Below are 24,334 nucleotides of genomic sequence, written 5' to 3'. Positions count from 1 at the left end.
AACCCTGACCACAGTCAGACGGAGCCCGCTGCTCAGCCGCTTCTGAAAGTTAGGTGGGGGGCGGTGACCAACACTGGTCTTGTGCGGGAGCACAACGAGGACTCCTTTTTGGCGGCCTCTCCGGTGTTCTTGGTAGCTGACGGCATGGGTGGTCACCGCTTTGGCGATCAGGCTTCCAAGCTGGCGTTGTCTGCTTTTGCGTCCCTGGTGGGGCAGGACTTTGTTAGTGCCGGCGAATTGGAGCAGGCCCTGGCTAAGGCGGCTATCTCCGTCGATACCCTAGGGCGGGATTCGGTGGCCCCGGGCTCCACACTGACCGGTTTGGTCCTGTCAACGCAGGGGCAGCGCCCTTGCCTGCGGGTGGTCAATATTGGTGACTCCCGTACCTATCAGCTCTCCCGTGGTGTGCTCTCGCAGGTTACTAAGGACCACTCGCGGGTGCAGGAACTCATTGATGCGGGTTTTATCAGTGTGGAGGCTGCGCGCAATCATCCAGACCGCAGTGTCATCACTCGGGCATTGGGGGCTGGTTCTGGTCCGGTGGTCTGTGTGGACCAGGTGTTGCTGCCAGCCAGCCAGGGTGACCGTTATCTGGTGTGCTCGGATGGTCTCAGTGGCCTGGTGCGGGACGCCGCTTTGGCGGCGGTTCTCAGTGAGCAGGATTCCCCACAGGATGCGGCTGAAAGACTCCTGGTATTGGCGCTTGAAGCCGGCGGTCATGACAACATCACCGTGCTTGTCGTCGACGTCGTGGAAGCCACTCCCAGCTGGGGGACTGAGTTCACGGATGAGAACACCATCCCTAACCAGCGCCCGGATGGGGACACCGTGCCTCGTGAAGCTGTGCTGGCCTTCCTACCTGAGGAGCAACCATGAGTGTGGCGCGCTGGTGGGCAGGTGAGGTCAAGGTTGCCGTCAGCGGTACGGGGGCCTTAGCTTTCGACGGCGCAGGCAAGCTCTTGGAACCGCTGTGGCAGAAACTTGACGCCGGGGCCGGTCTGTCCGAGCTACTGCGGCAACTGGTGCTGGCCTACGACGGCTCAGTGCTGGCCCTGCCGGACTTCCTGCTGGTGGTTGCTCAAGACTGTGGGTGGCGGGCGGTGGCGCGGGGGCGGTTCCGGTTACTGGATGCCAGCGGCACGGTGTTGCTGCACGCGCCTAGCCCGGTCGCCTGGGAAGAAGCGCAGGTGCCCACAGGTACAGAGCTGGTCCTGGACCTGGCTGGCTCAGCTAGCCCGGAGTCAGGGTGGCCGCTGCGCTCAGGCATAGTCCTAGCCAGTCGCCTCAGTCTGAGCGTTGAGAACGCTAACGCTGAAAGCCTCCTTGGGGACTCGCCGGTGAAGGCAGCTGAGGCAGCAGCGGCTGCGGAGGCCGCCGCAGTAGCTGAGCCCGAGCCGTCGGCACCTTCCGGACCAGAGAAGGTGCCCGCACCACAGCAGGAATCTGAGCCGCTTGAACCGGTCGCACCCGCCTCAGAGGCAGATGGATCCAACAGCCAAGGCGCCGCCCCTGGAACTGCGCCTGTACCGGCCACAGCACCAGCGGCAAGCGCCGCTGAGGAGCCGCAGGAGCAGGGGGAGGAACCGAACTCCTCACAGACCCTTGGGCCGGAGCACCTAGACCTTATCGGTGCCGATGAATCCCCAGCCTTTGAACCGCCACCAGAGGAGTTCAGCGCCTACGCCCACCACTACGGAGACCACACCATCGCTGTGAACGTAGCTGAGGCGGCAATACGTACCCCTGACTCAGAGACCGGCATCGTCACCGCAGTGCCTAAAGCTGGCCAGCCAACTCCGACTGCCAGCATCCCCACTGCTGCGGCGCCAGCCGCACCAGTTTCGGCAGCAAGCACTCCACCGCTCGCAACTGCTGCCAATGCGAATCAGCCTGCTTCGCAAGCGTCACCGCCAGCGGAGCCGGTCGTAGTGGACGACGTCGATTGGTTGCATGACGGGCGCACCGTGGCAGCCGCCAAACTGCGTCGCTCCCGCTCGGGCAGCCAGGGGGAGGAGCCAAACCAGCAGGTGGCGGATATTCAGGGGACCGTGCTCGCGGTGCTGTGCCCAGCAGAGCATCCCAACGCCGTCACGGCCCTGACTTGTAGGGTTTGCGGACTGCCGGTGAGCGGCCCCAGCTTGAGGGTCCCGCGGCCAGTTCTGGGACGCCTGCGCACTTCCTCGCAGGAGGAGGTTCTGCTTAGTTCCGACGTCGTCATTGGGCGCGCCCCGCAGGCAACGCCCAGGCCCGGCGAAGAAATGCCCCAGCTGCTCGCAGTGGCCTGCCCAGAAAAAGCCGTCTCCAAGACCCACTGCGCGGTGCGCATCGACGGCTGGGAATTGCTTGTGGAGGACCTTGGGTCCACCAATGGGACCTTCTTGCTGCGTCGCGGAGAGGCTCCCCGCCGTGTCACCCGAGGCACGCCAGAGCCCCTGCTGATTGGGGACGTGCTGGACCTGGCGGACTCAGTAACCATCACGGTGGAGGCCCTCGATGCTTGAGCGTTCTCGCCCAATTCCCCCGGAGATCCCCGGAGCCTCCTATATGCGCTTCCTGGGGGCCGGAGGTTTTGCCGACGTCTTCCTCTACCGTCAGGAAGCTCCGTCACGAGACGTGGCGGTGAAAGTAATCCGGGCCGAGGCGCTACTTGAAGCCAAAGACCGTTTCAAGCGCGAGACCGACATCATGGCGTTGCTGTCCTCCCACCCCTCCGTAGTCTCCGTGTACGACGCCGGACAGACCAAGGACCAGCGCGGCTACATAGTCATGGAGTACTGCCCGCCACCACATCTGGGGCAGCTCTGTAAACAGGAACCGCCTTCCCTAGACCGGGTACTCAAATACGCGATTCAGATCGGCTCCGCTGTGGAGACCATCCACCGCAGCGGTTACCTACACCGGGATATCAAGCCCGCCAATATCCTCATGACCAGCTTTAACCGGCCGGTGCTCACTGACTTTGGCATCGCCGTACCCATTGAAGCACAGGTGGTCGAAGACGACTTTGGTGGCGCCTCCCCACCCTGGGCGCCCTATGAGCAGCAACTCGGTGATGAAGCCCTGACCCCTTCAGCGGACGTATACGCCCTGGGCGCCACCGTCTACACCATGATTACCGGGCATGCCCCGCATGTGGACCAGAGCGCCGGGGCCTCTAATGAACGCACCGACATGCTGCGCCGCGCCCAAATGGGGCTGATCTCCCCGATTACGCGCGCAGACGTGCCCGACCAGCTGCGCCGGGTCCTGCGCACGGCCATGGCCCCACAGCCCGCTGATCGCTACCAAACTGCCTTGGCCTTAGTCCGAGACCTGCAAAAGATCCAGCGGGACCAGAACCTGACCGTCACTGAAGCTGATGTCATGGAGCAAGCGCTGCCAGACACCGGTGGCGCCGGGGAAGCCGACCACACGATCCTGCGGCCAGTAACTGCTATTGACCCCTACCAAGGCACCCAAGATGCCTTGGTGGCCGATGCCACCCGCTTCAAGCCGCGCATTATCATCCCGCTGGCTGAGGTGGCGGAACAGACCAGCGCCGACACGATGCTCGGTAGCCCCGGCCAGCCGCTAACCAACTCAGGCGGGCCACTGGTCCAAACTGGCGGCGCAGGCCTCCTAGCTCCCTCCGGGGAGACCACCGGCTCGCGTTCTAAGACCGATGACTTCCGGCGCGAGACGACGGCGTCGCCGGTGCCAGCTGCCCCTGTCCAGAGCAAAGCTGAAGCAGCCCGGGACACTGAGGACGGCACCCCAACGCAGGACCCTGGCGAGGCACCTCCCTCCCGGCGGCTGGTCCTGGGCATCGTGGCCGCAGCTGTGCTGGCACTAGCGCTTGGAGGCATCGGAGTGTGGTCCTCACAGCGCAACGAGGGCGGCAGCAAAAAGGTCTCCGCCACCGCCACCCCGGAAATCGACGTCGTTGGACCAGGTGGGGAGGTGGCGCAGGACGTCGGAGTCACCAACCTCCAGTTGGCGGTAAACGGCAAGCAGGTGACTGCCACCTGGGACTACGAGAGCGCCGCTGGCGTCACCTTCTTGTACTCGGTGGTTGATCCCGCCAATCAACGTCAGCTCAAAGAAACCAAGGAACACACCGCCACCGTTGACGCCATACCCGGTCGGACCTGTGTCGAGGTAGTGGTGCGCGCCGCTTCCGGCTCCTCCTCCGCCCCCACAACTAAGTGCCAGGAGACACCATGAGTGAGATTCCGTCCCAAACGGGCACACCAGCGGAGCAAGCAGACGAAGTCGGGCAGGCCGCGCCCCTCGTCGTCGACTTCTGCGGAGAGGTGTACCGAGTGCAGCCGGGGGAAGTCTTCCGGGTTGGCCGCGAAGGCGACCTGGCCATCGACGACAACCCTTTCTTGCACCGGCGCTTCCTGGTGCTGGAGCATGCCCACGGCTTGTGGTGGCTATCAAATGTTGGCTCTCGCCTAGCCGCTTCAGTGGCCGAATCAACCGGCTCTTCCGTATCTCATGTGGCCCCCGGATCACGAGTACCACTGGTCTTTCCGGCCATGACCATCGTGTTCTCCGCCGGAGCCACCACCTATGAGATTCTCCTGAAGGTGCCTTGCCCGGCCTATGACGCCAATATGGCTGCCAACGGCAGCACTGACATGGAAACCACTATTGGCGCCGTCAACCTCACCGCCAGCCAGCATCTGCTGATCCTGGCCTTAGCCGAACCTTGGCTGCGGCGGGTCGGCTCTGGACCGGTGGACCTGCCCCGAAATGTGGACGCCGCCGCCCGCCTAGGCTGGAGTCTGACCCGCTTTAACCGCAAGCTGGACAACGTTTGCGACAAGCTAGACCGAGTCGGCATCAAAGGCCTACGTGGGGGCCCTCAAGCCCACGCCTCATTTCGGCGCGTCGCCCTGGTGGACTATGCGCTCGCGGCCCGGCTGGTCACGGCTGAGGATCTACCCCTGCTGGACGCCTCTGCTGCGGCCAGCAAGGAGAACAAATGAAGCTCCGTCTGACTGTCACAGCTCCCTCCGGCGTGGCCCGGAACCTCCAGGTGACGGCAGACGCTACCGCCACGATTGGTGACGTCGCCGCTGGTCTTGCGGGGGCCGGTCCCTCCCGGGCTAGCGCCCCGGTTGACCCACGCTCGGTGACCTTGGAGGTATTGGAAGCTGGCGGCCCCGTATCCACCACCGGGCGGGCTGGTGCCTCTATTGGCGGTGGTGTGCAGGGGCGTCTGCTTGACCCAGCTCTGCACCTTGATGAGTCCGGCCTGCGTTCGGGTGCCATCGTGACGGTTCGCTCCGTCGGGGCGGCCCGGCGTGAGAAAGCACAGGAGGGGGCGGTTGTCACTATCTTGAGTGGCCCGCATGCGGGCGAGTCCTACCCGGTGCCAGTTGGGGCCACTGAAATTGGCCGCTCTTCCCGCTGTGACATTACCTTGGGCAAGGACCCGCTTATTTCCAAGCACCACCTGCGCCTTACCGTAGGGGCAACAGTGGAGGTCAGTGACCTGGGCTCTGCCAATGGGGTGCTGGTGGGGGAGCTAAAGGTCCAGCGCCAAGGCATCTCCAATACGGATGTGGTCACCATTGGCGGCACCACTTTGCGGGTCTCCCGGGTGGTGGCAGCCTCGGAGATTCCCGGCAGCGCTGACACCACGGACCTAGGGCATAACCGCTCCCCGCGCGTGGTGCCGCGCACGCCTGCGATCACCATTGAGTTGCCGAATGCGCCGCGCCCCAAGGACAAGGTGCGGTTCCCGATTCTGGCCATGATGGCTCCCCTGGTCATGGGCACCGCCATGTACTTGATGAGCCGCAATCCTTTGAGTCTGATTTTTGTGGCCCTGAGCCCAATCATCATGATCGGCAACTGGATTGACCAGCGCATTCGGAATAAACGGGCCTACAAACATGAGGTGGAGGTCTTTTCCGAGGCTATTGAGCAGGCTGGTGAGGACCTGGAGGAAGCGCATGAGCGCGAGCGGGCTGCCAGGCTTGCGCAGTATCCCTCCACAGAAGAGGTCATGGCGGATGCCTTGCTGATGGGGCCGATGCTGTGGTCACGCCGCCCCGAGCACCCTGAGTTTTTGCAACTGCGGTTGGGCTTGGGCTCAGATGTGCCGCGCACGGAACTCGATGGCGGCAACGACGCCGACGCAGTGCCGGTGCACAAGGAGATGATTCGGGAAGTGCAGGCTCGCAACGAGCTCATCTCTGAGGTCCCGATTGTCACCAACCTGCGGGAGGACGGCTCTGTGGGCTTGGCTGGCCGCCGGGACCTGCTGGACGGCGTCGCCCAGGCGGTCCTGGCGCAATTAGTGCTGTTGCACTCTCCAGCCGAGTTGGCGCTGGTATGTCTGACTGACAGCCGTGGCAAGGGGCGTTGGGGCTGGTTGGAGTGGCTGCCGCACACCGCCTCGCCGCACTCACCCATTGGCTCCATGCAACTGGCCTGCGACCCGAGCACCGGCACAGCTTTGCTGGCCCGCCTGGAGGAGCTGATCTCTATCCGTGGTGGCTCCGGCACGCCCGGCCTGCGCGGCCCGGCGGAGCATGAAGATGACTCCGGTGACGAGCCCACCGTGCCAGCCGTCGTTGTGTTGGTCGATGGTGCAGGAGTGGACCGGGCGCGCCTAAACCGCGTGGTGGAGCAGGGACCGGACGTGGGTGTGCACATTATCTGGGTGGCGGATCATGTTAAGGATTTGCCGGCAGCCTGCCGCACCTTTGTGGACGTGCAGCCTGAAGGCACCACCGTCGGCTTCGTGCGCCGCTCGCGTTCCAGCAACGACGTCGTGCCCGAGCACCTGAGTTTGGAGCGCAGCCGGGGCCTGGGCCGCGTGCTGGCTCCGATTGTGGACGCGGGCGTGCCCGTGGACGACGAGTCTGACCTGCCGCGCGCCATCTCCTTTGTGACCCTGACGGGGGAGGAGTTGGCGGACTCGCCGGAGGCTCAGGTGATGCGGTGGAAGGCCAACCATTCGGTGATTGACCGCAGCGGCACCTTCCCGCTCAAACACCCGGTTTCCCTATCTGCTCTGGTGGGGCAGGGGGCGGAGGGTCCCATTTCTTTGGACCTGCGGGTACATGGGCCGCACGCTCTGGTGGGTGGCACGACCGGTGCCGGCAAGTCAGAGTTTCTGCAGTCCTGGGTGCTGGGCATGGCTCAGGCCCTATCCCCGGACCGGGTGACTTTCTTATTTGTGGACTACAAGGGCGGTTCTGCTTTTGCTCGCTGCACGGACCTGCCACACGCCGTCGGCATCGTGACGGACCTGTCTCCCGCAATGGTGCGGCGCGCACTTACCTCTTTGCGTGCAGAGCTGCGTTACCGCGAGCACCTGCTGAACGCCAAGGGGGCTAAGGACCTGGTCACCTTGGAGAAAAGCGGTGACCCGGAGTGCCCACCTAGCCTGGTGATTGTGGTGGACGAGTTTGCCGCACTGGTTAGTGAGGTGCCGGAGTTCGTCGACGGCGTGGTGGATGTGGCTCAGCGTGGCCGCTCTTTGGGGCTTCACCTAATCCTGGCAACGCAGCGGCCTGCGGGTGTCATTAAGGACAATTTGCGCGCCAATACGAACCTGCGTGTGGCCTTGCGCATGGCAGATGAGTCAGATTCACAGGACGTGTTGGGGGTCAAAAGCGCTGCGCATTTCCCCCCGGAGATTCCGGGGCGTGGGGCTGCGAAAACCGGGCCAGGGAGGATCAAGCAGTTCCAGTCTGCCTACCCGGGGGCGCGCACAAGCTCAGAGGTGCCGGTGGCGCAGGTGTCCGTGGAGGAGCTGACCTTTGGGGTGCCACGGCCTTGGCAGGTGCCTCGCCACGAGAACCGTGCGGAGGACATTGCCCAGGACATTGACCGCGTGGTGGACACCTTGGCTAAGGCAGCGGACCTGGCTGGGCTGCCGCTGCCCCGCAAGCCTTGGCTGCCGGAGCTGGCCACCAGCTACGACTTGAATCACCTTTCTCAGCGGCGTGACACGGAACTGCTGCTGGGAGTGGTGGATGACCCGGATAACCAGGCGCAGCACTCGGAGTACTACCGCCCGGATGTTGACGGCAATATTGTCTTCTACGGTGCTGGCGGTTCGGGAAAATCAACGGCTTTGCGCACCTTGGCGGTGGCCGCGGCGATCACCCCTAAGTCGGGTCCGGTGGAGGTGTATGGCATCGACGCCGCAGGCGGATCGCTGCAGATGTTGGAGGCATTGCCACATGTGGGGGCAATCGTGGACTCTGACGACTCTGAGCGAGTGCAGCGACTCCTGAAGCTACTCACGCAGATCGTGGATGAGCGCGCTGACCGTTACTCTGCAGCGCACGCGGGCACGATCACCGACTACCGCGAGATCAGCGGCAATATGGCCGAGCCGCGCATCCTGCTGCTGGTGGACGGTATTGGGGCCTGGCGTGGTGAGCTGGAGAAGACTGTGGACGGCATGGCAATCCTGGACGTCTTTGGGCGGCTGCTGGTGGATGGCCGCGCTGTGGGTGTGCATGTGGCGGGCACGGCGGAGCGTCCGCAGGCAGTGACCTCTGCGATGGCCAGTTCTTTCCTCCGCAAGGTAGTGCTGCGTCAGAGTGACGAAGACGGGTATATGTATTTCGGACTGCCTAAGGATGTGCTTAATCCGAATAGCCCGCCAGGGCGAGCCATGCAGGCGGATAACCCGCAGGAGATGCAACTGGCGATCTTAGGCCAGTCCCCGGATGTGCTGGCACAAGCCCGCGAGTTGGAGACTTTTGGCAAATATCTAGAGTCGCGTGGACGGCAGCGGCCACCGGGAATCAAGCGTTTGCCTGCAGATTTGACGGCGAAGGATCTGCATCCGGTGGTGGCGGGCCGCCCGGTGATTGGTATGTCTTCGGATACGCTGGCTCCGCATCCTTTCGAAGCGGTGGGCGTGATGCTGGTGGCGGGTCCTCCGCAGTCTGGCACCACCAATGCGGTGCGTTGGATGGCCACGGCCGTCAAGGGCTGGGATGCCGACGCCGTACGTGTGCATATCGCCTCGCGGCGTTCGCCACTGGCAGGCCTGGAAGACCTTTGGGACCTGTCTGTTTCCGGTGAGGAGCGAATTAAGGAGGCCTTGGAGCGGATTGTGCCGACGCTTGAGCAGGAGGCCCGTCCAGGTCATCCAACGGTGGCTTTGTTCATTGAGGGTTATCCCGAGTTCCTGCAGGGGCCATTGGAAGCCAAGCTCATCGACGCTGTTAAGAAGGCCAAGCGCAACGGACATTTGGTGGTGGCGGAAGGGGAGACCTCGGGCTGGAACTCCTCCTGGCCGCTGCTGCAGGAGATTCGCAGTGCACGCACAGGTTTGCTGCTGCAACCAGACTCTGCTGACGGCGACATGATCCTGCGGACCTCCATCCCCAAGGTGCGGCGCGGGGAAATGCCGATCGGGCGTGGCTACTGGGTGCAGGCCTCTAAAGCCACCAAGGTGCAAGTGCCGCTGATGGAGGCTTAGTCGCAGGATCTGGCCGATGGGGGACGATCCCCATAGTCCGGTGAAGGTCTCAGCCATACGATCGCTTCAGATGCCGGAGCACTGGCTTCGGTCCCCATACCCCGCGTCCCGGCGGTCTGCCGCCTTAATCGCTAGTCCGAGGAGGAAAGAGCATGGCTGGTCCTGATTTGAAGGTAACGGATGCTGACTTTGAGAACGCCATCGAAGGCCTAGCTCGTACGAAGAGCGGCTTTGAGGGCATGAAGTCGGTGGGTGATGAGCTTGCCAAGGCAGTTGGGCACCCAGGCCTGGCTAGCGCCTGCACAGATTTCATCTCTCAATGGTCGGTAAACCGTGATCGGATCCAGCGGGCCATTGACGCGCACCTGAAATTGCTCCGCACCACTAAGGAAGCCTTCGACAAGGTTGAGCAAGAGTCCACCCAAAAGCCAACGGAGAAGGAAACCAACCATCCAAAACCAAAAGATGGTGAACAGCCGAAGCCGGGCGAAGACGGTGGAACTGGCCAGTCCGCTCCGTCGGGTGGCGGCGGCGGTGGCACTGGTGGTGGCGGCGGTACTCCGACCGTTTCCTCTGCGGGCGGCGGCGCTATTCTCGGAGGAACTGAAACTGGTTCCGCTAAGGGAGTGAACCAGGTCAGTGGTGGAGGCGGAGGTGCCAGTCTGGGCGGGACTCAGACGGAGGAGCACCCGGACGCCAACCAGGTTGGTAACGCAGGAACCAAGGCAGACCTAGGCAAAGACCTGCCCCCTGGGACCAAAGACGCCAAGGTTGTTGACGGTACCGGCGACGGCGGTCACCTGGGCGATGCCACTACAGACCCCCACAAGGATCCCAACCGCATTGATGACACCCCAGCTAATGCGGCGATCCAGAAGGAACTCAAGGAAAAGGGTCTGCCGGTTTTCGCCGTCGATGGTCAAGTGCAGCGGCCTCTGGGCAAGGTCGATGGGATCGGCACCTTGCTGGGCTCCCAAGACGAGCCACCGACGATTTCCGCTGTGGTTGATTCCAAGGGCAAAGTGGTGGATATCGCTGACCTTAAGCCGGAGTATGACGAGAAGGGCAACCTCATTGGCTTGAATCAGGTTCCGGTTAAGCCCGGTGACCTGACTGGTTCGCAGGCTGGGCTTAAGGGGGAGGATGGGAAGCTCCCGGGCATCGTGGACGGCTCCGCCCCGAAAGCACCGGCATTAGACAGCCGTACCCAGGAGGCGATGAACAAGGTCAAGGAGCTCTTTGGTGACCTGGTGGATGTGGCGCTCAGTGGCGGTGCGGGCGGCGGTGACCCCACGCTGACCGTTGCTGGGGTTTCCGGTATCGGATTAGCGGCGCTCGCCACGTTGGCTACTTTGAGCCGTTCCGGCGGCACAGATCCTTCTACAGGGGTGAACCTCGCGGACGGTCGAGGCAGTTTGCGTGACTCATTCGGTGATATTGCACCGGAGAACCGAGATGGTTTCGGTCAGCGCCAGGCAACTGACCGAAAGAACCTCATCGACACCTTGTTGAAGGACCTAGACCCAGAGTTAGGGCCTCAAGCACAAAGACCCGAGTCTTCAGGCTCAGAGTTGCGTGAAGCTTTGGCTGGAGCTGGCAAAGATGACAGTAGTAAAGGCCCAGGCTTAGGCACTGGCCTTCCTCTACCTGACGATCTTCCCAGCAAGGCAGGAGAAGAGCTAAGGGCGTCCTTGGCTGCCAGTCCAGGCTCAAAGGGCGATCTTGGAGGCGCGCTGCCCGCTGGAAGCAGTGCGGGACTCGGAGATGCCCTGGGGGTACCGACGGGCAGCACTTCCTCCGGCGGCCCTCTGGACCTGGGAGGTCCGCTGCCCGGAGGCTCCACCCATCAACCTGGAGTGGAGGGACCCAATGGCGCCTCCTCCACCACCGCGGACGCCAGTGCTGCCGTGGCAAAGGAAGAGGTCTCGAAGGAGCGCCGGAATGCTCACATGATGGGCGGCATGGGTATGGCAGCAGGCATGAGTGCTGCCGGTGGCCGGGGTGGCCTGACAGGGGCCGAGGAAGCCCGACGAAACGATGAGGCGCGGCGTTTGCGTGATCGTCTCATGAGCTCGAAGGAGAACAACTGATGACGCGTCCTACTGACTGGTCCCCAATCGGATACGACAGGGACCCAGTGCCCGGTGATCCCTTGACAGTAGCGGGCTCTGCTAAGACCTTTCATGACATTGCCGATGAGATCAGCAAAGCTGAATCTCACCTGCGCAATATCTCCATCAATGGCCAGGGAGAGGCGATCCACAAGATACGACAGAAATGTGATGAGCTAGCGGAAAAGATCAAAAAGGCTCGGACGATCTGTGGTGGGGTGGACGACGCTCTAAATCCCTATGTTGAGGTTCTAGAGGACGCACAAGAGATTTCTCTACAAGAGCTGAATAATGCGCGTATCCACCGGGCCGAAGGTGAAAACGCTCTCCGTCGCCGTGAGATGGTGCGAGAGCAGTACAACGCTTCCCAGGATCCGCAGCAACGCAATGAGTTACGTGCTGAGTTTATGAAGTACGATGGTAAACTCAAGTACGAATACGAGCAGGTGGGTGCCGCTAGGCGCAGGCTGCAAGACGCGATAGATGATCGGAACCGCGCCGCTCAGACGGCGGCGGGCAAACTGCAAGAACTCGTCAATCGAAGTGGCTTGAAGGACTCCTGGTGGGATAAGATCTGTGGTCTTGCTCGTGCCATCGCTGACATATGTGAAAAGATTCTGCCTTTCCTAAATGCGTTGGGGACTATTCTCGCAGTAATCGGATTGATTGTGATGATCTTTGTGCCAGGGGGGCAGATAGCCTTAATAGTTGCAATAGCGGCCTTAACAGTATCAGTGATGACCATGGCGGCTCAAGCTGCTGTGGATGGCAGGGATGTGGCGGACGGTAAGAAGACCTGGGGGGAGTTTTTTACCAAGCTCGCTGTAAATGGTATAGACGTGGCCCTGGCTGCCTTTGGGGTGAAGGGGGCTGCTGCGGCAGCTAAGGCCGCGAAGGCTGCCAAGGCTGCTGACGGTGCTTCTAAGACCGCGTCTGCCAAGTCTGCCTTGGAGCAGGCTTGGGAAAAGAGTACTGGATTGGGTAAGCAAACGGCCAAGGAAGCGGCTAAAAAAGCTGCCGAGGAGGCCGCCAAGGAAGGGGCTACCGAAGCGACCAAACAGGCTGCTAAGGAAGCTGCCAAGAAAGTGACTACTAACCGTATCAAGGACGGTTTGGGGGTGGCGAAGGACGCGCTCAAAGGTGATGTTCCCAGCATTGTGGCCAAGCCTATCCTCGAAAAAGCTAGCAAGTTCTCTAACACCATGAGTTACGACGCGCTGCGGAAGCTTGGTTTTACGGGTGAGGGTGGAGCCACAGTGCTGCGCCTTTCGGACCAGGTAACCAAGACCCTTTACAAGGATCTCACTGGGCTAGGGGTGGACGTGTTCTCGAATAAATATGATCCGAGCAAGGATTACTTCCTGCCGCAGCGTGTTTGGAGTGCTGGTAAGGTGCTCATCGGGCAAGGTGGGAAGAAATGATCCTCGATTTGCCGAATAGAAAGGCTCTGTGATGCGTGAGATCGAGTATGTGCTGCCTGATAATTGGGTTGCGCTGGATCTGTCTGGGTCCCTTGGCCTCCAGGTAGATCAGGTCACCAGGCGGATGTTTGCCGGTGCTCCCACAGAGGCGGAGCGTGCGAGGCGAACAGTGGCTGCCCAGATTCGTAGCAGCCTAGAGCATGCTAAGAGCAATGGGGCCTTGCAGTTTCTAATGGAAGTAGATCCTGTGGCCGGGGTTCGCACCGGCACCTCTTTGACACTGATGCCTTTCCCTGAGAATTGTGATGATCCCATGGAGACCCTGGTGGCGGTAGCGTCCACCACTCCGGGGGCCGTAGTACTAGAGTCGGGCGACCTGGTGGCTTTGCGAACCATGGTGACCGAAGATGCGACGCAGGACCTTCTTGACTCGGTAAATGAGTCATCCCGACAGGTGTCAGAGCTGGCTGATCAGAACCTGGATAATCTAAGTGCTCAGCGGCGCACCTTGACCTATTACGTGGGGCACCCTGACCAGAAGCAGGACTGGATGGTTTTCGTGGGGCAGATCATGTCCAACTCATCCCCGGAGGCACAGGAGATCGCTGACGCGCTGGTGCGCATGTGCGACGCAATCGTGAGTTCGGTGAGGTTCGCATGAAATACGTGATGCAACTAGGAGCCGACTGGCTTCAGCTTCCTACGCCGGCGCTCGCCGCTGACCCTGCCTCTATGGCGTCCTGGCTTAGCGCGGAATGCTCAGACCTGGTCTACACCGAGGCGAAAGACCTAGCTGGATTTCGCGATATCGCGGCCAGCGCCGCCCAGGCTCCGCGTGATCCAGACGCGGTAACTAGACTGTTATTCGTGCCGCTGCTGCGCCTGGTCCCGGTAGTCCTAGACCTACTGGAGTTCGAGGCAGAAGGGGAGGAATCGGAGACCTTGCCTTCGCTAATCCTCGTGGGAAAGAATGAGCGTGGTCCGCATGTCTATGACACAGTGCAGGCCGAGGGTGGGCGCACGATTTATCGGGCTGTCGGTGCGATGAAGACCGCGGATACAGAGGTAGATGGCAGCTTGCCGCTTTTCGCGATGCATGCGATGCGCCTGGGGCCGGTGGATTTGGTTACTCGCACCTGGGTGGGTGACTCCTTCGATTCTCTAGCAGAGGTAATCCCCGCGGTTGAAGATTTGTTGACCACCATCGACGTCGAACCCTAGAGCTTTGTAATCCTGCCACATGGTGCTCAATCCCCATTGAGAGGGAAGGGCAGTCCGGGCAGACTCCATTCCAACAACAAACCACACCCAAGGAGCGGGCACCCCGCCCGATCCACCACCTGAAAGGAAGCCAAAATGGCCAACATTAACGTGACCTACGATGAGATGGACCAGCAGGCCAGCCGCCTTGAGCAGGCTCGCGACTCCATCACCAACCAGCTGCACCAGTCCCAGAACCAGGTCCAGAGCCTGGTCTCCTCCGGATTCGTTACCGACTCCGCCTCCGGGGCCTTCGAGACCACGGTGAACGACTTCGTCCAGAGCGCCAACCGCACCATCGAGACCCTGGGCACCCTGGCCGGCAACCTGCGTAACATGGCCAACGCCTACCGCGAGACCGACCAGCAGATCGCCAGCCAGATGGGCTGACCTGCAGCAACTGCGGCGGCGGCCGACCCCACTGAACGGGGCGGCCGCCGCTGTGTTTTGTCCACCCTCCACTGAGGCACCAGGCTCATAGGACGCTTCGTGGTGCTGGGGCATGGGCGGTCACCGTTTTGGCGATCAGGCTTCCAAGTTGGCGCTTGAGGCTGGCGGTTATGACAACATAACCGTGCTTGTCGTCGACGTCGTGGAGGTCTGCAAGGCCTGAGCCGACTGAAACACTTGGACCTAGCCGCGTGGGTGACCCGCTTGTCCCACGCATCCCCTGAGAATAAGGAAATCAAGCCGAACGCCATGACTGAGATCCCTGAAAACCACCAATGGCCCCTGGGCGGTAGCGTCCCTCCGCCCGTCGTCGATCCGGCCGCGCCGGCATATGATCCAGCGGCTCCTGCTGCCCCGGTGCCGCCTGTGGCTGTACCCGTGATGCCAGCGCAGCCGACAGCTATGCCCCAAGCCGCGCAGGCAGCTATAGCCCAACCGCCCGCCCAGCCGATAGCCCCACCGGCAGCCCCTGCATTCCCCGCAGACCACCCGGTGAACCTAGCCTTCCGCCCCTTCGCCACAACAGCAGCACAGCTGACCACCCTGTTCACCTTCTTAACCGTTCTAGGCGGCGCGATGCTCAGCGGCATCCTGCTGTGCGCTGGTGCATCGTCGGCTAAAAACGCTCCGGGCTTCTCTGACCTGCTGCCGGTGGCCATCGGCATGACGCTCTCAGGAAAGCTCAACACCAAGCAGCAAGCCTTCTTCATCCAGGCTGACGCCAACCTGACTCTTCTAGCAATGGGAACCCTCGGACTGATCGGAGCCGGGATCTTCCTGCTCACCCGCCGTCGTCGGCAGGTGGACGGCTCGCTGGCGCCCTTGAGCGCTGTGGCAATGCGCAGCGGTGCCGAGGCCTTGGCCATCTCCCTGGTTAGCGCGATTCTGCTGGGCCTCCTGAAGTCCTCCGTCAAGAGTGGCGACACCAACATGGAGCTTGCGGGCTCCTTCTTTGGCATCTTCGCGATGGTGTTGCTGCTGGTCTTCCTGGCGCAGTTCCTGGGCCGTGCCGGGGATCTGCTGTTCTCGCGCCTGCCCGCACCTGCTGCCACTCCTCTGCGTGAGCTTGGCGCCATGCTCTGGTCTGTCGGCGTCGTGCTGGCGCCCGTGGCTTTAGTAGGCGATGCTATTTTCCTTATCTCTCAGGACGCCGCTGGCACCATCGCCTTCCTCCCGGTCTACCTGGGCAATCTGATGACGGCGCTGGTGGCGCTAGGGTCATTCGGTGCGCTACGTGTGAACACCAACTCCCTTTCCAATATGTTTGGCGGCGACAACGGTGGCAAGGACATCAGCAAGGCACAGTTCGTCTGGAACCTCATGGGAGGCTGGTCGGTGCTGCTCTTCCTGGTGATGCTGGTCCTGCTGGTGGTCATCGCCGTGCGCGTGGGCACCCGCCGTCAGCGTCTTGCCGTCCCAGACCTGAGCCGCACCTGGCAGCTGCCAGCGCTCGCCTGGGTGGTGGCCCTAGTGTTCATGCACCTGCTTGCGCCCGCGCACCTGGACATCTCCGGGCTGGGACAAGAGCACTCCATGGGAGTCAGCATTACCTGGTGGTCCTCCATGACCTTCGCGCTCCTCATGGCGCTAGCCTCGGTGGCAGCTGAGTACCTCCCAACCTTCCTATACAACACCTCCCCGACGCTGCTGCGCCTGTGCGCAGGCTCAGCTGCCCTTGGCGCATGGGTTCAGGGGACAACGATGGCGCCGGGAGCGGCGCCGACTGGTGGGTTCCCGGTGGCCGCGCAGACCGGTGGTTTCCCGACGACGCCGGGAGTGGCGCCGACCGGTGGGTTCCCAGCAGATGCGCAGGCCGGTGGGTTCCCGGTAGCTGCGCAGACCGGTGGTTTCCCGACGACGCCGGGGGTGGCGCCGACTGGTGGGTTCCCGGGAGCGGCGCCGACCGGTGGGTTCCCGGTGGCTGCGCAGACCGGTGGTTTCCCGACGACGCCCAGTGCCGCAGTCACGCAGCCGGTCACCGCGCCTCTGCCCGAGCCCAAACCCATGGACCCAGCCACCCGCAAGCGCGTCAAACGCATTGGCCTGAGCGCGCTGGTGCTAGGTCTGCTTCTGGCCGGAGCCTTCGGCACCATCACCTACATGAACTCCAAGCGCACTCCGGAGGTGGCAGTGCGGGCCTACCTCCAGCTGATCGCAGACGGCAAGGCCAGCGAGGCCAACGCCGTCGTCGATCCAGGAGTGCCGAACCAACAACGCCTCTTGCTGACCGACGCCGCCTTGCAAGGAGCCAGCAGCCGCATCGTTGTCAACGACGTGAAGCCTTCAAAGATTGAGTCCAAGGACCACCTGGTCACCGCCTCCGTGAGCCTGGACGGCAAGCTCTCAGAATTTGACCTCGAGGTCACTGAAGGCCCCAAGGAGTACGGTTTCCTGCGCACCTGGAAGATCCAGACTCCTGCGATCACCAAATTCAACCTGACCTCTGATGAGGTCAACCAGATCGTAGTGTCAGGTGTGCCGATCGACTTCCCGACCGTTACGGAGCCCGGAAACCTTCAGGTAGTGGAGCAGTACGCTTACTTCGGCATCTACAGCCTGGCCCTGCCGTCGAAGACCGCCACCTATCTTGAGCCGGAGGTGACCAGCTTGAGGTCTGAGCCCAGAGTGCAGACTGGCAAGTTGGCAGGAGAGCCCGTCCACGTGACAACCAAGGGCAACGCCAAGCTTGAGGAGCTCGTGCTTAAGGCCGTGAACGACCAGGCTGCAGCTTGTGTGACCACCCAGCACAACCAGGACAAGCAATGCCCCTACGAACTCCGTCAGACCAAGATGGAGAGCATGTCGGTCCATTCCAAGGCCACCAAGGTCACGATCACCAAAGGCACAAGCTTCACCAGCGGCTCCATTACCTTCAAGTACAAACCGGCGCCCACCACCTGGACGCCCAAGCCCAAGGAGGATAAGGTCAAGTATTTGATGACCGGTGAGATCAAGTTCCCTGCCGATGGTGGTGAACCCGTGGTGGAGGTCAACAAGTCCCAAGCTTCCTGGGGCGATTGACGCACAAGGGCCCCAATGAGTTGGCCGTGGTCCCCAGCACAGCAGAGGACCACGGCCAACTGCTAGCCTGGCATAGAGTCTCCGGGTCGAATATCGCCTGGGGCTCGTTTGTAAGCATGCGTGAGGGCTTAGCCCACCGCCAAAGGAATCCATCCCCAGGGAAGCCATGAGCTCGCAAAACACCCTTAAGTCCTTTGAGGCGCGCGATCCGGCCACCTCCGTGCAGCGGCTTTACGAGATTGCCGCAGCCTCCCCCGAGCTCCACCTTGACGTGCTGTTCAACCCCAGTTGCACCTCTGGGCTCCGCTCCTGGATCGCGCAGGCCAACCCGCAAGCTCTGGCAACTTGGCAGGCGGCACACCTAGGGGCCAGCGCCTCCAGCCCCGCGGCGGCTCCTGCCCAGACAACCCCGCCGGTGGCCGCGCCCACTGCGGATCTAGCGACAGCCGAGACCGCCGACCTCGCATCCGCCGTCTACAACGGGCCTACTGCGGGCTCACCGGCCTTTGCAGCTACCCCCGCTGCGTATTCCACGGCCTGGTCCGGCGCCACCGCCTACGCCCCCATGCCGGATCCAACGCAGCCCTCACCCCACACTGCGGTGCTGCCAGCAATGGACCCGCTGACGGTGCCCACCGCCGAGGCGTCCAGCATGGGTGGTTGGGAAATGTTGCCCGCCGCTGCCTGGACAGCGGCGCCTAGCAGCGGGCTCGGCGGCGTCGTCACCACCGTCAATCCTCAACCCGTGCCGCCACAGCAAAACGGCTCTGCTTGGCGGTGGGTCGCGATTGCGGCTGTGCTGCTGCTGGTGGCTGGGGGAGGCGTCCTGCTGGGCAGCAAACTGCGCGGCGGCGACGACGCCAAGGCAGCCAACCAGCAGGCAGCTGATGCTCCGGCCACCCACCAGGCAGCCACGGAACAGGCGGCGCCCCAGCAGGCCGCCACCAAGGAACCTGCAAGCGCCTCACCCACACCCACCCCAAGCAGCACGCCATCGGGGCGGAAAGTCCGGCCAGCCCCGGACAACGCCTACCATGCGGCACTGTTCGACACCCCGACCCAGAACATCTCCTGCGAACTCAGCGACTACGCCGCCTCATGCTCTATCGCCGAGCGCTCATATGCCCAGAGCGGTCAGCCTGACTGCGCCGGCAGACTGTTCTCAATCTCTGTTGGCAACGAGTCCCCAGCACTGGTTTGCGAGCAGTCATTCTTGGGTTCGCCGGGCCAGTTCGTGCAGCGGGTTTCCGCCAACCAGTTCGCCGCATCCAAGAACTACGCCTGCCTGGTGGAGAACTCCGGCGTCTCCTGCTGGAACCAGTGGACGGGGCATGGCTTCAAGATTGCCCGCGAGGGCTATGAGACCTTCTGATTTAGCGCAGGCCGCTGTTAACTAGGCTATATTGCCTCTAGTTTCTCCCCATTCCCAGCAATTACATCGCGTGGAGGCCAGCATGCTTATCCAAGACCCTAAAGAAGCTCGCCGTTTGGCAAAGGACCCGGCTACCCCTGCGGAGTTGCTGGACCAGTTGGCCGATAACTTCCCAGAGCTGTACGTCGAGTTGATTCACAACCCGAGCTGTCCGCCAGCGACGCGGAACTGGATCTTGAGTCAGAACGATCGGATCAGGAAGCAGTGGGAGGAGGAGCAGGCCAGTCATGAGTCGCCCGGGCAGCCGGTGCCGCGCACCCGTAAGTGGGTGCTCTTAATTGGAGCCTTGCTCATCGTGGCAGTGATCTTATTCGGCGCGCGTTCCTGCTTCCTAGCGGCTTCTAACGCGTTCTCTGGCTCTTCGCATAAAAAGGCAAAATCTGTTCCTGTCGAGACCACGCCTGCGCTAGCAAGTCCTGCGCCAGAAGGTGCCAAGCGTGCAAGACTTATTGACACGCCCTCGCAGAACATTTCTTGTGAATTCCATGAACACGATGTCTCTTGCTCGATTCTCGAGCGACTGTACGCCGAAAACGGTCAAGAGGACTGTGACAGTCAACATTTCTCCATCACCGTGGGAGACGCTGCTCCACAGCTAGCTTGCGCACAGCAGTTCCTTGGCGTACCCGGCCAGCAAGTGACTCGGATTGACTACGGTTCCAGTGCCAAGAATGGTGTCTTCGCCTGTACTTCGCAGACCACGGGATTGACCTGCTGGAACCAGCAGACCGGCCACGGTTTCACCATCTCCCGAGAGCGGTACAGCACCTTCTGACCGCTGCCGGTACCGGTTAAGCTCAGTTTCATGTGAAGGATGCAGGCATCGCGTATCCTGCCGGATGTGTAACCCTCGCCTCACGGCACCGACGCTGTGGTCAGGCCAGCCATGACCACTGGAAGGCACAGATGTTTCCCCCAGGTCCCAGTCAGCATGAGGGTTCCCCGTTCGCTGCCAATGGCTCGTCGGGGCGATCTGGCAGTGCTTACGCATACAGTTCCCCAGGTTGGCAGGACACTGCTCGGCAGCTCGCTCCAGGTTCCGCGGCTCCCACCGCCTCTCCTTTTGCGTCTGCCGCGACGACGCCGTCGCCCTTCCAAGCCGCCCTACCGGCCCCCTACCCTTCCCAACAGACCTCGCCCACCCCGCAGCCGCTGCCGGTGCAGCCGCCATCTGGTCTGGTACCGGCTAAGGTGAAGCAGCGCTCCCGTACGGTGCTGGCGGGTGCCTTGCTGACCATCTGCGCGGTAGTCCTCCTGGCCTGGTCCTCCTACCAGTTGCTTGCCTCTATTCGTATCTTCGCGGTCCTACTTGGGGAATCTGGTCTATTGAACGGTGGAGCTCTGGGAGGCTTCGCACTCGGCGCTCTCCTTGCGCTAGTTGGCTCGGTGACCGCCCTAGTTGGCTTAGTGCGCTCCCGTCCCAGGCTGGTGCCAGCATTGCTGTTCATCGCTGCGATGGTGCTCCCTGCCGTAGCCGCTGCCGAGGGAACTCATCAAGGTGCCCAAGCGCTAGGAGCCCAGACCGTGGCCAGCGTTGACGACTACGCTGCCCGCATTGAGCCGCAGGACGTAAATAAGGTCTATGACGCCCTAGAGGCTTTCGGGATCAAGGTGCCGGGTCGCGAACAGGTCATAGAGGGCTTAAACAAGCTCAAGGGAACTAACAACCCAGCCGCCCCCACACCAACAACTACCCCATAGGCCTACCAGTGCACTGCCAAAGTGCCTAAGCCCCTACAGCCATCCACCTAGACGCAGACGGAAAAACACAGGACGAGAATCCCATGAGTACGCCAGGTTCCTCCCTTCCCCCGATCGGCCCGTGGGGTGCTGCACCAACCGGCAATCCCGGTTCCACAGAGCCCACGTCAGGTGGCCTGGGTGGTTCGTTCCCGACGCTGCAGCCCGCTGTGCCGCAGCCCAGCGCGCCCGCCCCGGCACCTGGCATCTCAACCACTGCCTCCCCTTCACCCTTTCCGGCACCAGTAGCGACAGCGGCAACAGGGGATCTTTGGGGCGGTACCACGAGTTCTAGCGTCCGCGCCTTCACTACGGTTACCGCCCCCACAGGCTTGCTGTACGGCTCGTTGGCGGCTTCCATCGGCGGCCTGGTGCTGGCTGGACTGTTTGAGGAAATCAGCATTAGCGTTCTGGCTTGGGCACTAGCGGCTCTGGTAGGCCTCGGACTAACCGCCGTGTTCCTGGTGCGCAACGCGCGGCGCCAGGCAGCGCCCGGATACTTAAGCAACAGTTGGCACAACTGGTTATACCGGGCTGCGGTGGTCGTGGCTCTGCTGGCGGTCGTGGCAGCAGCAGCGCGCATTGCCCTGTACGTCGGAAGGATGTGAGGCAAGTGCGACACCTTGTTAACGGCACGGGCACCCAGCCCACCGCGGTGTCTCAGAGTGCTATACGGCGTACCCGCCGCCAGGCACGCCGTCGCCTCCTGGGACTCCTTTCTGCCACCTGCATCATGGCCAGCAGCCTGCTTGTGTGGAGTCCCCAATCGCAGGCTGATGAGCAAAAGTCCAATGCCCAGTCAGGCCTAGCCGAGTTCGGTGCCTGTCTGGCAGGCCAGGGCCAGGGGTCCCTGCTCCTGCTCATGGACCAGTCCGGTTCCTTGAACACCACCGACCCGCACAAGAGCCGAGTGACTTCAGCTAAGTACCTCACTGGGAGGCTCAACGAGTTCACCAAGCGGACCGGATTTAAGCTTGACGTGCGGGTGGCTGGCTTTGCCGCCAACTACGCCCCGCAGGGGGACTGGGCCACGCTTAGCGACTCCACCCGTCCCACCGTCGAGTCCGCAATTACCACTGTCGGTGACGATATCAAGGACTATGACACCGACTATTGGACAGCACTGGAAGGGGCCCGGCAGGACCTCTCAGATCACGCGGCCGGTGGTTGCAAGGCCATCACCTGGTTCTCTGATGGCGCCTTCGACCTAGACCTTCGCGACACCGATGCCGCCAAAGACAAGTTCGGCACCACCAAGCCATATGCGCCCGGCGCCTCCCTAACCACTGAGGCCGGGGTGACCGCCGCTGAGCAGCAGGGGACCCAGGACCTATGCCGCTCCACCGGTCTAGCGGACCAGTTGCGCTCCTCAAACATCACCCTCCTGGGCGTTGGTCTATCTACCGGTGGAGCAGACTTTGGCTTGATGCGTCGGGTCGTTTCCGGAGGCGGCGTACAGGCTGCCGAGACTGGCGTGGAGGCCTGCGGTGGCGTCAGCAAACCTCGCGGCTCCTTCTATGAAGTGGCTGACATCGACTCTCTACTACTCGCTTTCGACTCCATCTCGGCCCCCGGGTCACAGGTGTCGCAGAGCCAGGTCAAGATCTGCCAGGGCAAGGTCTGCGAAGAAGGTGAGACGAGCTTCGTGCTGGACGGCACGTTACCTGAAGTGCACGTTCTAGCTACCGCCGATGTTGCAGGCTTGGAAGCACAACTGATCGCACCCGGTGCGAGCTCTCCGCTGGTTCTGCCCTCAGAGACCAAAGGAGCACAGAACCAGCAGGGGGTGCGCTCTGAGTGGCTGACAGATAAGACGCTGCAGATTGACTTAGCGGCTAAAGACGTCACCACTTGGGACGGCCAGTGGCGCCTAGCCTTCGTAGACAAAAAGTCTGGCTCTCAGGGCCAAGAAGTGCATATCAATACCCACTTGTCTTCGCCGCTGACCCTAGCTTGGAAAAACCTTGCAGAGGTGACGCTCAGGCAAGGTGAGAAGACAGAGAATGCGCAGATTGCGTTGCTGGAGCGTTCTGGCGGCGCTGCGCTGGAAGCTTCCCGAGTGAAGGGCTCAGTGACCTACGCCGTCGTGCTGGAAGACTCGCAAGGCACGCAACACAAACTGCTTGAGTCCACGGACTTGTCCCAGCTCAGTCAACCGCAAAGCTTCCAGGTGCCAGCCGAGGCCGCGCTAGGTAAGGGCGCAGTGATCACCTCGGCCACTGTTACCACAGCTGCAGTTAAGGCGAACGGCAAGACTATTGAGGGCACCACCCTGGCCCCCACCCTCGCGTCTGTGCCCGTCACCGTGAACCCCCCACTGGATTTCCCGGTGCTGGGTCAAAAGGTAGACTTTGGCAGGCTGGAGAAACAGAACCAAGCCAGTATGGACCTATCAGTCACGGGGCCTGGCTGCGTGTGGCTGGAGGCCAAGGACGTCACCTTGACAGGCGCCCCGGCTGAGGCTGGCACCATCACCGTCAGCGCGCAGGCCAGTAGCCCAGACACCTGCGTGAGCGTGGATGAGGCTGCTACTGGCAGCCTGCCCCTGACGCTGAGCACTACCAACCACGCCAACGGCGCTGTCACCGGTGCGCTCAAGGTGACGGTGGCGCCAAAGGATCATCCGGAGCGGGCGCAGCAGGTGGAGGTCCCCTTCACGGCTGACATGCGGCGTCCCCTGAACGTCGGTACGGCTTGGTCCACTTTCGTGCTGGTGCTGTTGGCCGGAGTTGCTATCCCCGTGGTACTGCTCTACCTCTTCCGTTTCCTGGCGGGTCGCGTTCCTGCAGGTTCACTGGTCAGCGGTGTGAAGGTAGTGGAGGTGCCTGAGCCAGGCCACGCTGCCAGCATCAGCTTCCAGCCGCAGGAGTTGCAAAGTGGCTCTGTGGCTAAAGCTTCTCGCCAGATCGATGTAAACGGTTACCGCCTGCAAGTACGTCTTGGCTGGTCGCCCACCTCTGTGCCGCGCGTGCGCTTGGTGTCGCCTGAGGCCCTGACTGTCTGTGGCGGCCCTGACGGCTCCAGCACTGGCCGGGACACGCTCCCGCTGGCAGTGCGCGGCAGCTGGATGGCTATTGCTGATCAGCTTGATTCACCTAAACGGGTGAGCCTGCTGGTGCTCTCGGCCTATGGCGACCAGGAGGCCATCGACCGCATCACTGCCGATGCCGCAGAACGCCTTGGTCGGGCCGTAGCGGACGCCTTCCCACAGCCGAATTCGCCAGAGCAGACGGGCAGCCCTGAAGGTCCTACTAACCCCTTTGGCTCCGCTGGCGGCGCCTCCTCGGGCGCAGCTATCCCTGCTGGTAACCCCTTCGCTGCGGGTACGAGTGCCCCGACCCCGAACCCATTCGCTGCGGGCAGCGGCCCCATGCCTAGCCCCTTCGCTGGGGGTGGCACCTCCGGCTGGCCCACTGGCCCAAACCAGACAAACTGACCAAAACACGCAGGCCAC

16 protein-coding genes are annotated in these 24,334 nt (G+C 62.3%); all 16 read left to right on the top strand.

Annotated features, from left to right (window positions below; all coding sequences use genetic code 11):
- Nucleotides 1-63 precede the first annotated feature (63 nt).
- The 16 genes from DR039_RS03020 (at nucleotide 64) to DR039_RS02945 (ending at nucleotide 24,316) form a co-directional block, all read left to right on the top strand.
- Nucleotides 64-876, top strand: a complete 813-nt coding sequence (locus DR039_RS03020; protein WP_170166916.1) for a PP2C family protein-serine/threonine phosphatase — start codon at nucleotides 64-66, stop codon at nucleotides 874-876.
- Nucleotides 873-2,501 carry an FHA domain-containing protein gene (locus tag DR039_RS03015; protein WP_111835888.1) on the top strand — a complete coding sequence of 543 codons (1,629 nt, stop codon included), beginning with the start codon at nucleotides 873-875 and terminating at the stop codon, nucleotides 2,499-2,501. Before DR039_RS03020 ends, DR039_RS03015 begins: the two co-directional genes overlap by 4 nt.
- Complete coding sequence (locus tag DR039_RS03010) at nucleotides 2,494-4,203, top strand: serine/threonine-protein kinase (RefSeq protein WP_111835887.1); 1,710 nt, start codon at nucleotides 2,494-2,496, stop codon at nucleotides 4,201-4,203. Before DR039_RS03015 ends, DR039_RS03010 begins: the two co-directional genes overlap by 8 nt.
- Nucleotides 4,200-4,973 (top strand): FHA domain-containing protein, encoded by a 774-nt coding sequence (locus DR039_RS03005; protein WP_229116748.1) that lies wholly within the window; start codon nucleotides 4,200-4,202, stop codon nucleotides 4,971-4,973. The genes DR039_RS03010 and DR039_RS03005 overlap by 4 nt, the downstream gene beginning before the upstream one ends.
- Nucleotides 4,970-9,445, top strand: a complete 4,476-nt coding sequence (locus DR039_RS03000; RefSeq protein WP_111835886.1) for an FtsK/SpoIIIE domain-containing protein — start codon at nucleotides 4,970-4,972, stop codon at nucleotides 9,443-9,445. Before DR039_RS03005 ends, DR039_RS03000 begins: the two co-directional genes overlap by 4 nt.
- A 152-nt stretch (nucleotides 9,446-9,597) precedes the next feature.
- Nucleotides 9,598-11,535 carry a hypothetical protein gene (locus tag DR039_RS02995; protein WP_111835885.1) on the top strand — a complete coding sequence of 646 codons (1,938 nt, stop codon included), beginning with the start codon at nucleotides 9,598-9,600 and terminating at the stop codon, nucleotides 11,533-11,535.
- Nucleotides 11,535-12,977: an AAA family ATPase gene (locus tag DR039_RS02990; protein ID WP_111835884.1), complete on the top strand. Its 1,443-nt coding sequence runs from the start codon at nucleotides 11,535-11,537 to the stop codon at nucleotides 12,975-12,977. The genes DR039_RS02995 and DR039_RS02990 overlap by 1 nt, the downstream gene beginning before the upstream one ends.
- A 31-nt stretch (nucleotides 12,978-13,008) precedes the next feature.
- A complete protein-coding gene (locus DR039_RS02985; RefSeq protein ID WP_126622311.1) occupies nucleotides 13,009-13,638 on the top strand; it encodes a hypothetical protein in 630 nt (209 codons plus the stop codon).
- Nucleotides 13,635-14,198: a hypothetical protein gene (locus tag DR039_RS02980; RefSeq protein WP_111835882.1), complete on the top strand. Its 564-nt coding sequence runs from the start codon at nucleotides 13,635-13,637 to the stop codon at nucleotides 14,196-14,198. Before DR039_RS02985 ends, DR039_RS02980 begins: the two co-directional genes overlap by 4 nt.
- A 135-nt stretch (nucleotides 14,199-14,333) precedes the next feature.
- The gene (locus DR039_RS02975; RefSeq protein WP_111835881.1) at nucleotides 14,334-14,627 is read left to right on the top strand and encodes a WXG100 family type VII secretion target; all 294 of its coding nucleotides are present in this window, start codon (nucleotides 14,334-14,336) and stop codon (nucleotides 14,625-14,627) included.
- Between the two features lie 309 nt (nucleotides 14,628-14,936).
- On the top strand, nucleotides 14,937-17,708 hold the full coding sequence (locus tag DR039_RS11360; RefSeq protein WP_174887823.1) for a hypothetical protein: 2,772 nt from the start codon (nucleotides 14,937-14,939) through the stop codon (nucleotides 17,706-17,708).
- A 166-nt stretch (nucleotides 17,709-17,874) separates the two neighbouring features.
- Complete coding sequence (locus DR039_RS02965; RefSeq protein ID WP_111835880.1) at nucleotides 17,875-19,080, top strand: variant leucine-rich repeat-containing protein; 1,206 nt, start codon at nucleotides 17,875-17,877, stop codon at nucleotides 19,078-19,080.
- 82 nt (nucleotides 19,081-19,162) lie between these two features.
- Nucleotides 19,163-19,915: a variant leucine-rich repeat-containing protein gene (locus DR039_RS02960; protein WP_111835879.1), complete on the top strand. Its 753-nt coding sequence runs from the start codon at nucleotides 19,163-19,165 to the stop codon at nucleotides 19,913-19,915.
- Between the two features lie 383 nt (nucleotides 19,916-20,298).
- The gene (locus tag DR039_RS02955; protein WP_126622308.1) at nucleotides 20,299-20,841 is read left to right on the top strand and encodes a hypothetical protein; all 543 of its coding nucleotides are present in this window, start codon (nucleotides 20,299-20,301) and stop codon (nucleotides 20,839-20,841) included.
- An 83-nt stretch (nucleotides 20,842-20,924) separates the two neighbouring features.
- Nucleotides 20,925-21,488 carry a hypothetical protein gene (locus DR039_RS11050; protein ID WP_126622306.1) on the top strand — a complete coding sequence of 188 codons (564 nt, stop codon included), beginning with the start codon at nucleotides 20,925-20,927 and terminating at the stop codon, nucleotides 21,486-21,488.
- Nucleotides 21,489-21,493: 5 nt separating this feature from the next.
- Nucleotides 21,494-24,316 carry a VWA domain-containing protein gene (locus DR039_RS02945; protein ID WP_111835876.1) on the top strand — a complete coding sequence of 941 codons (2,823 nt, stop codon included), beginning with the start codon at nucleotides 21,494-21,496 and terminating at the stop codon, nucleotides 24,314-24,316.
- Nucleotides 24,317-24,334: the final 18 nt, after the last annotated feature.

The organism is Actinomyces bovis (genome assembly GCF_900444995.1).
In the GTDB taxonomy this organism is placed as follows: Bacteria; Actinomycetota; Actinomycetes; order Actinomycetales; family Actinomycetaceae; genus Actinomyces; species Actinomyces bovis.
This window is presented reverse-complemented; position numbering and strand designations above follow the sequence as displayed.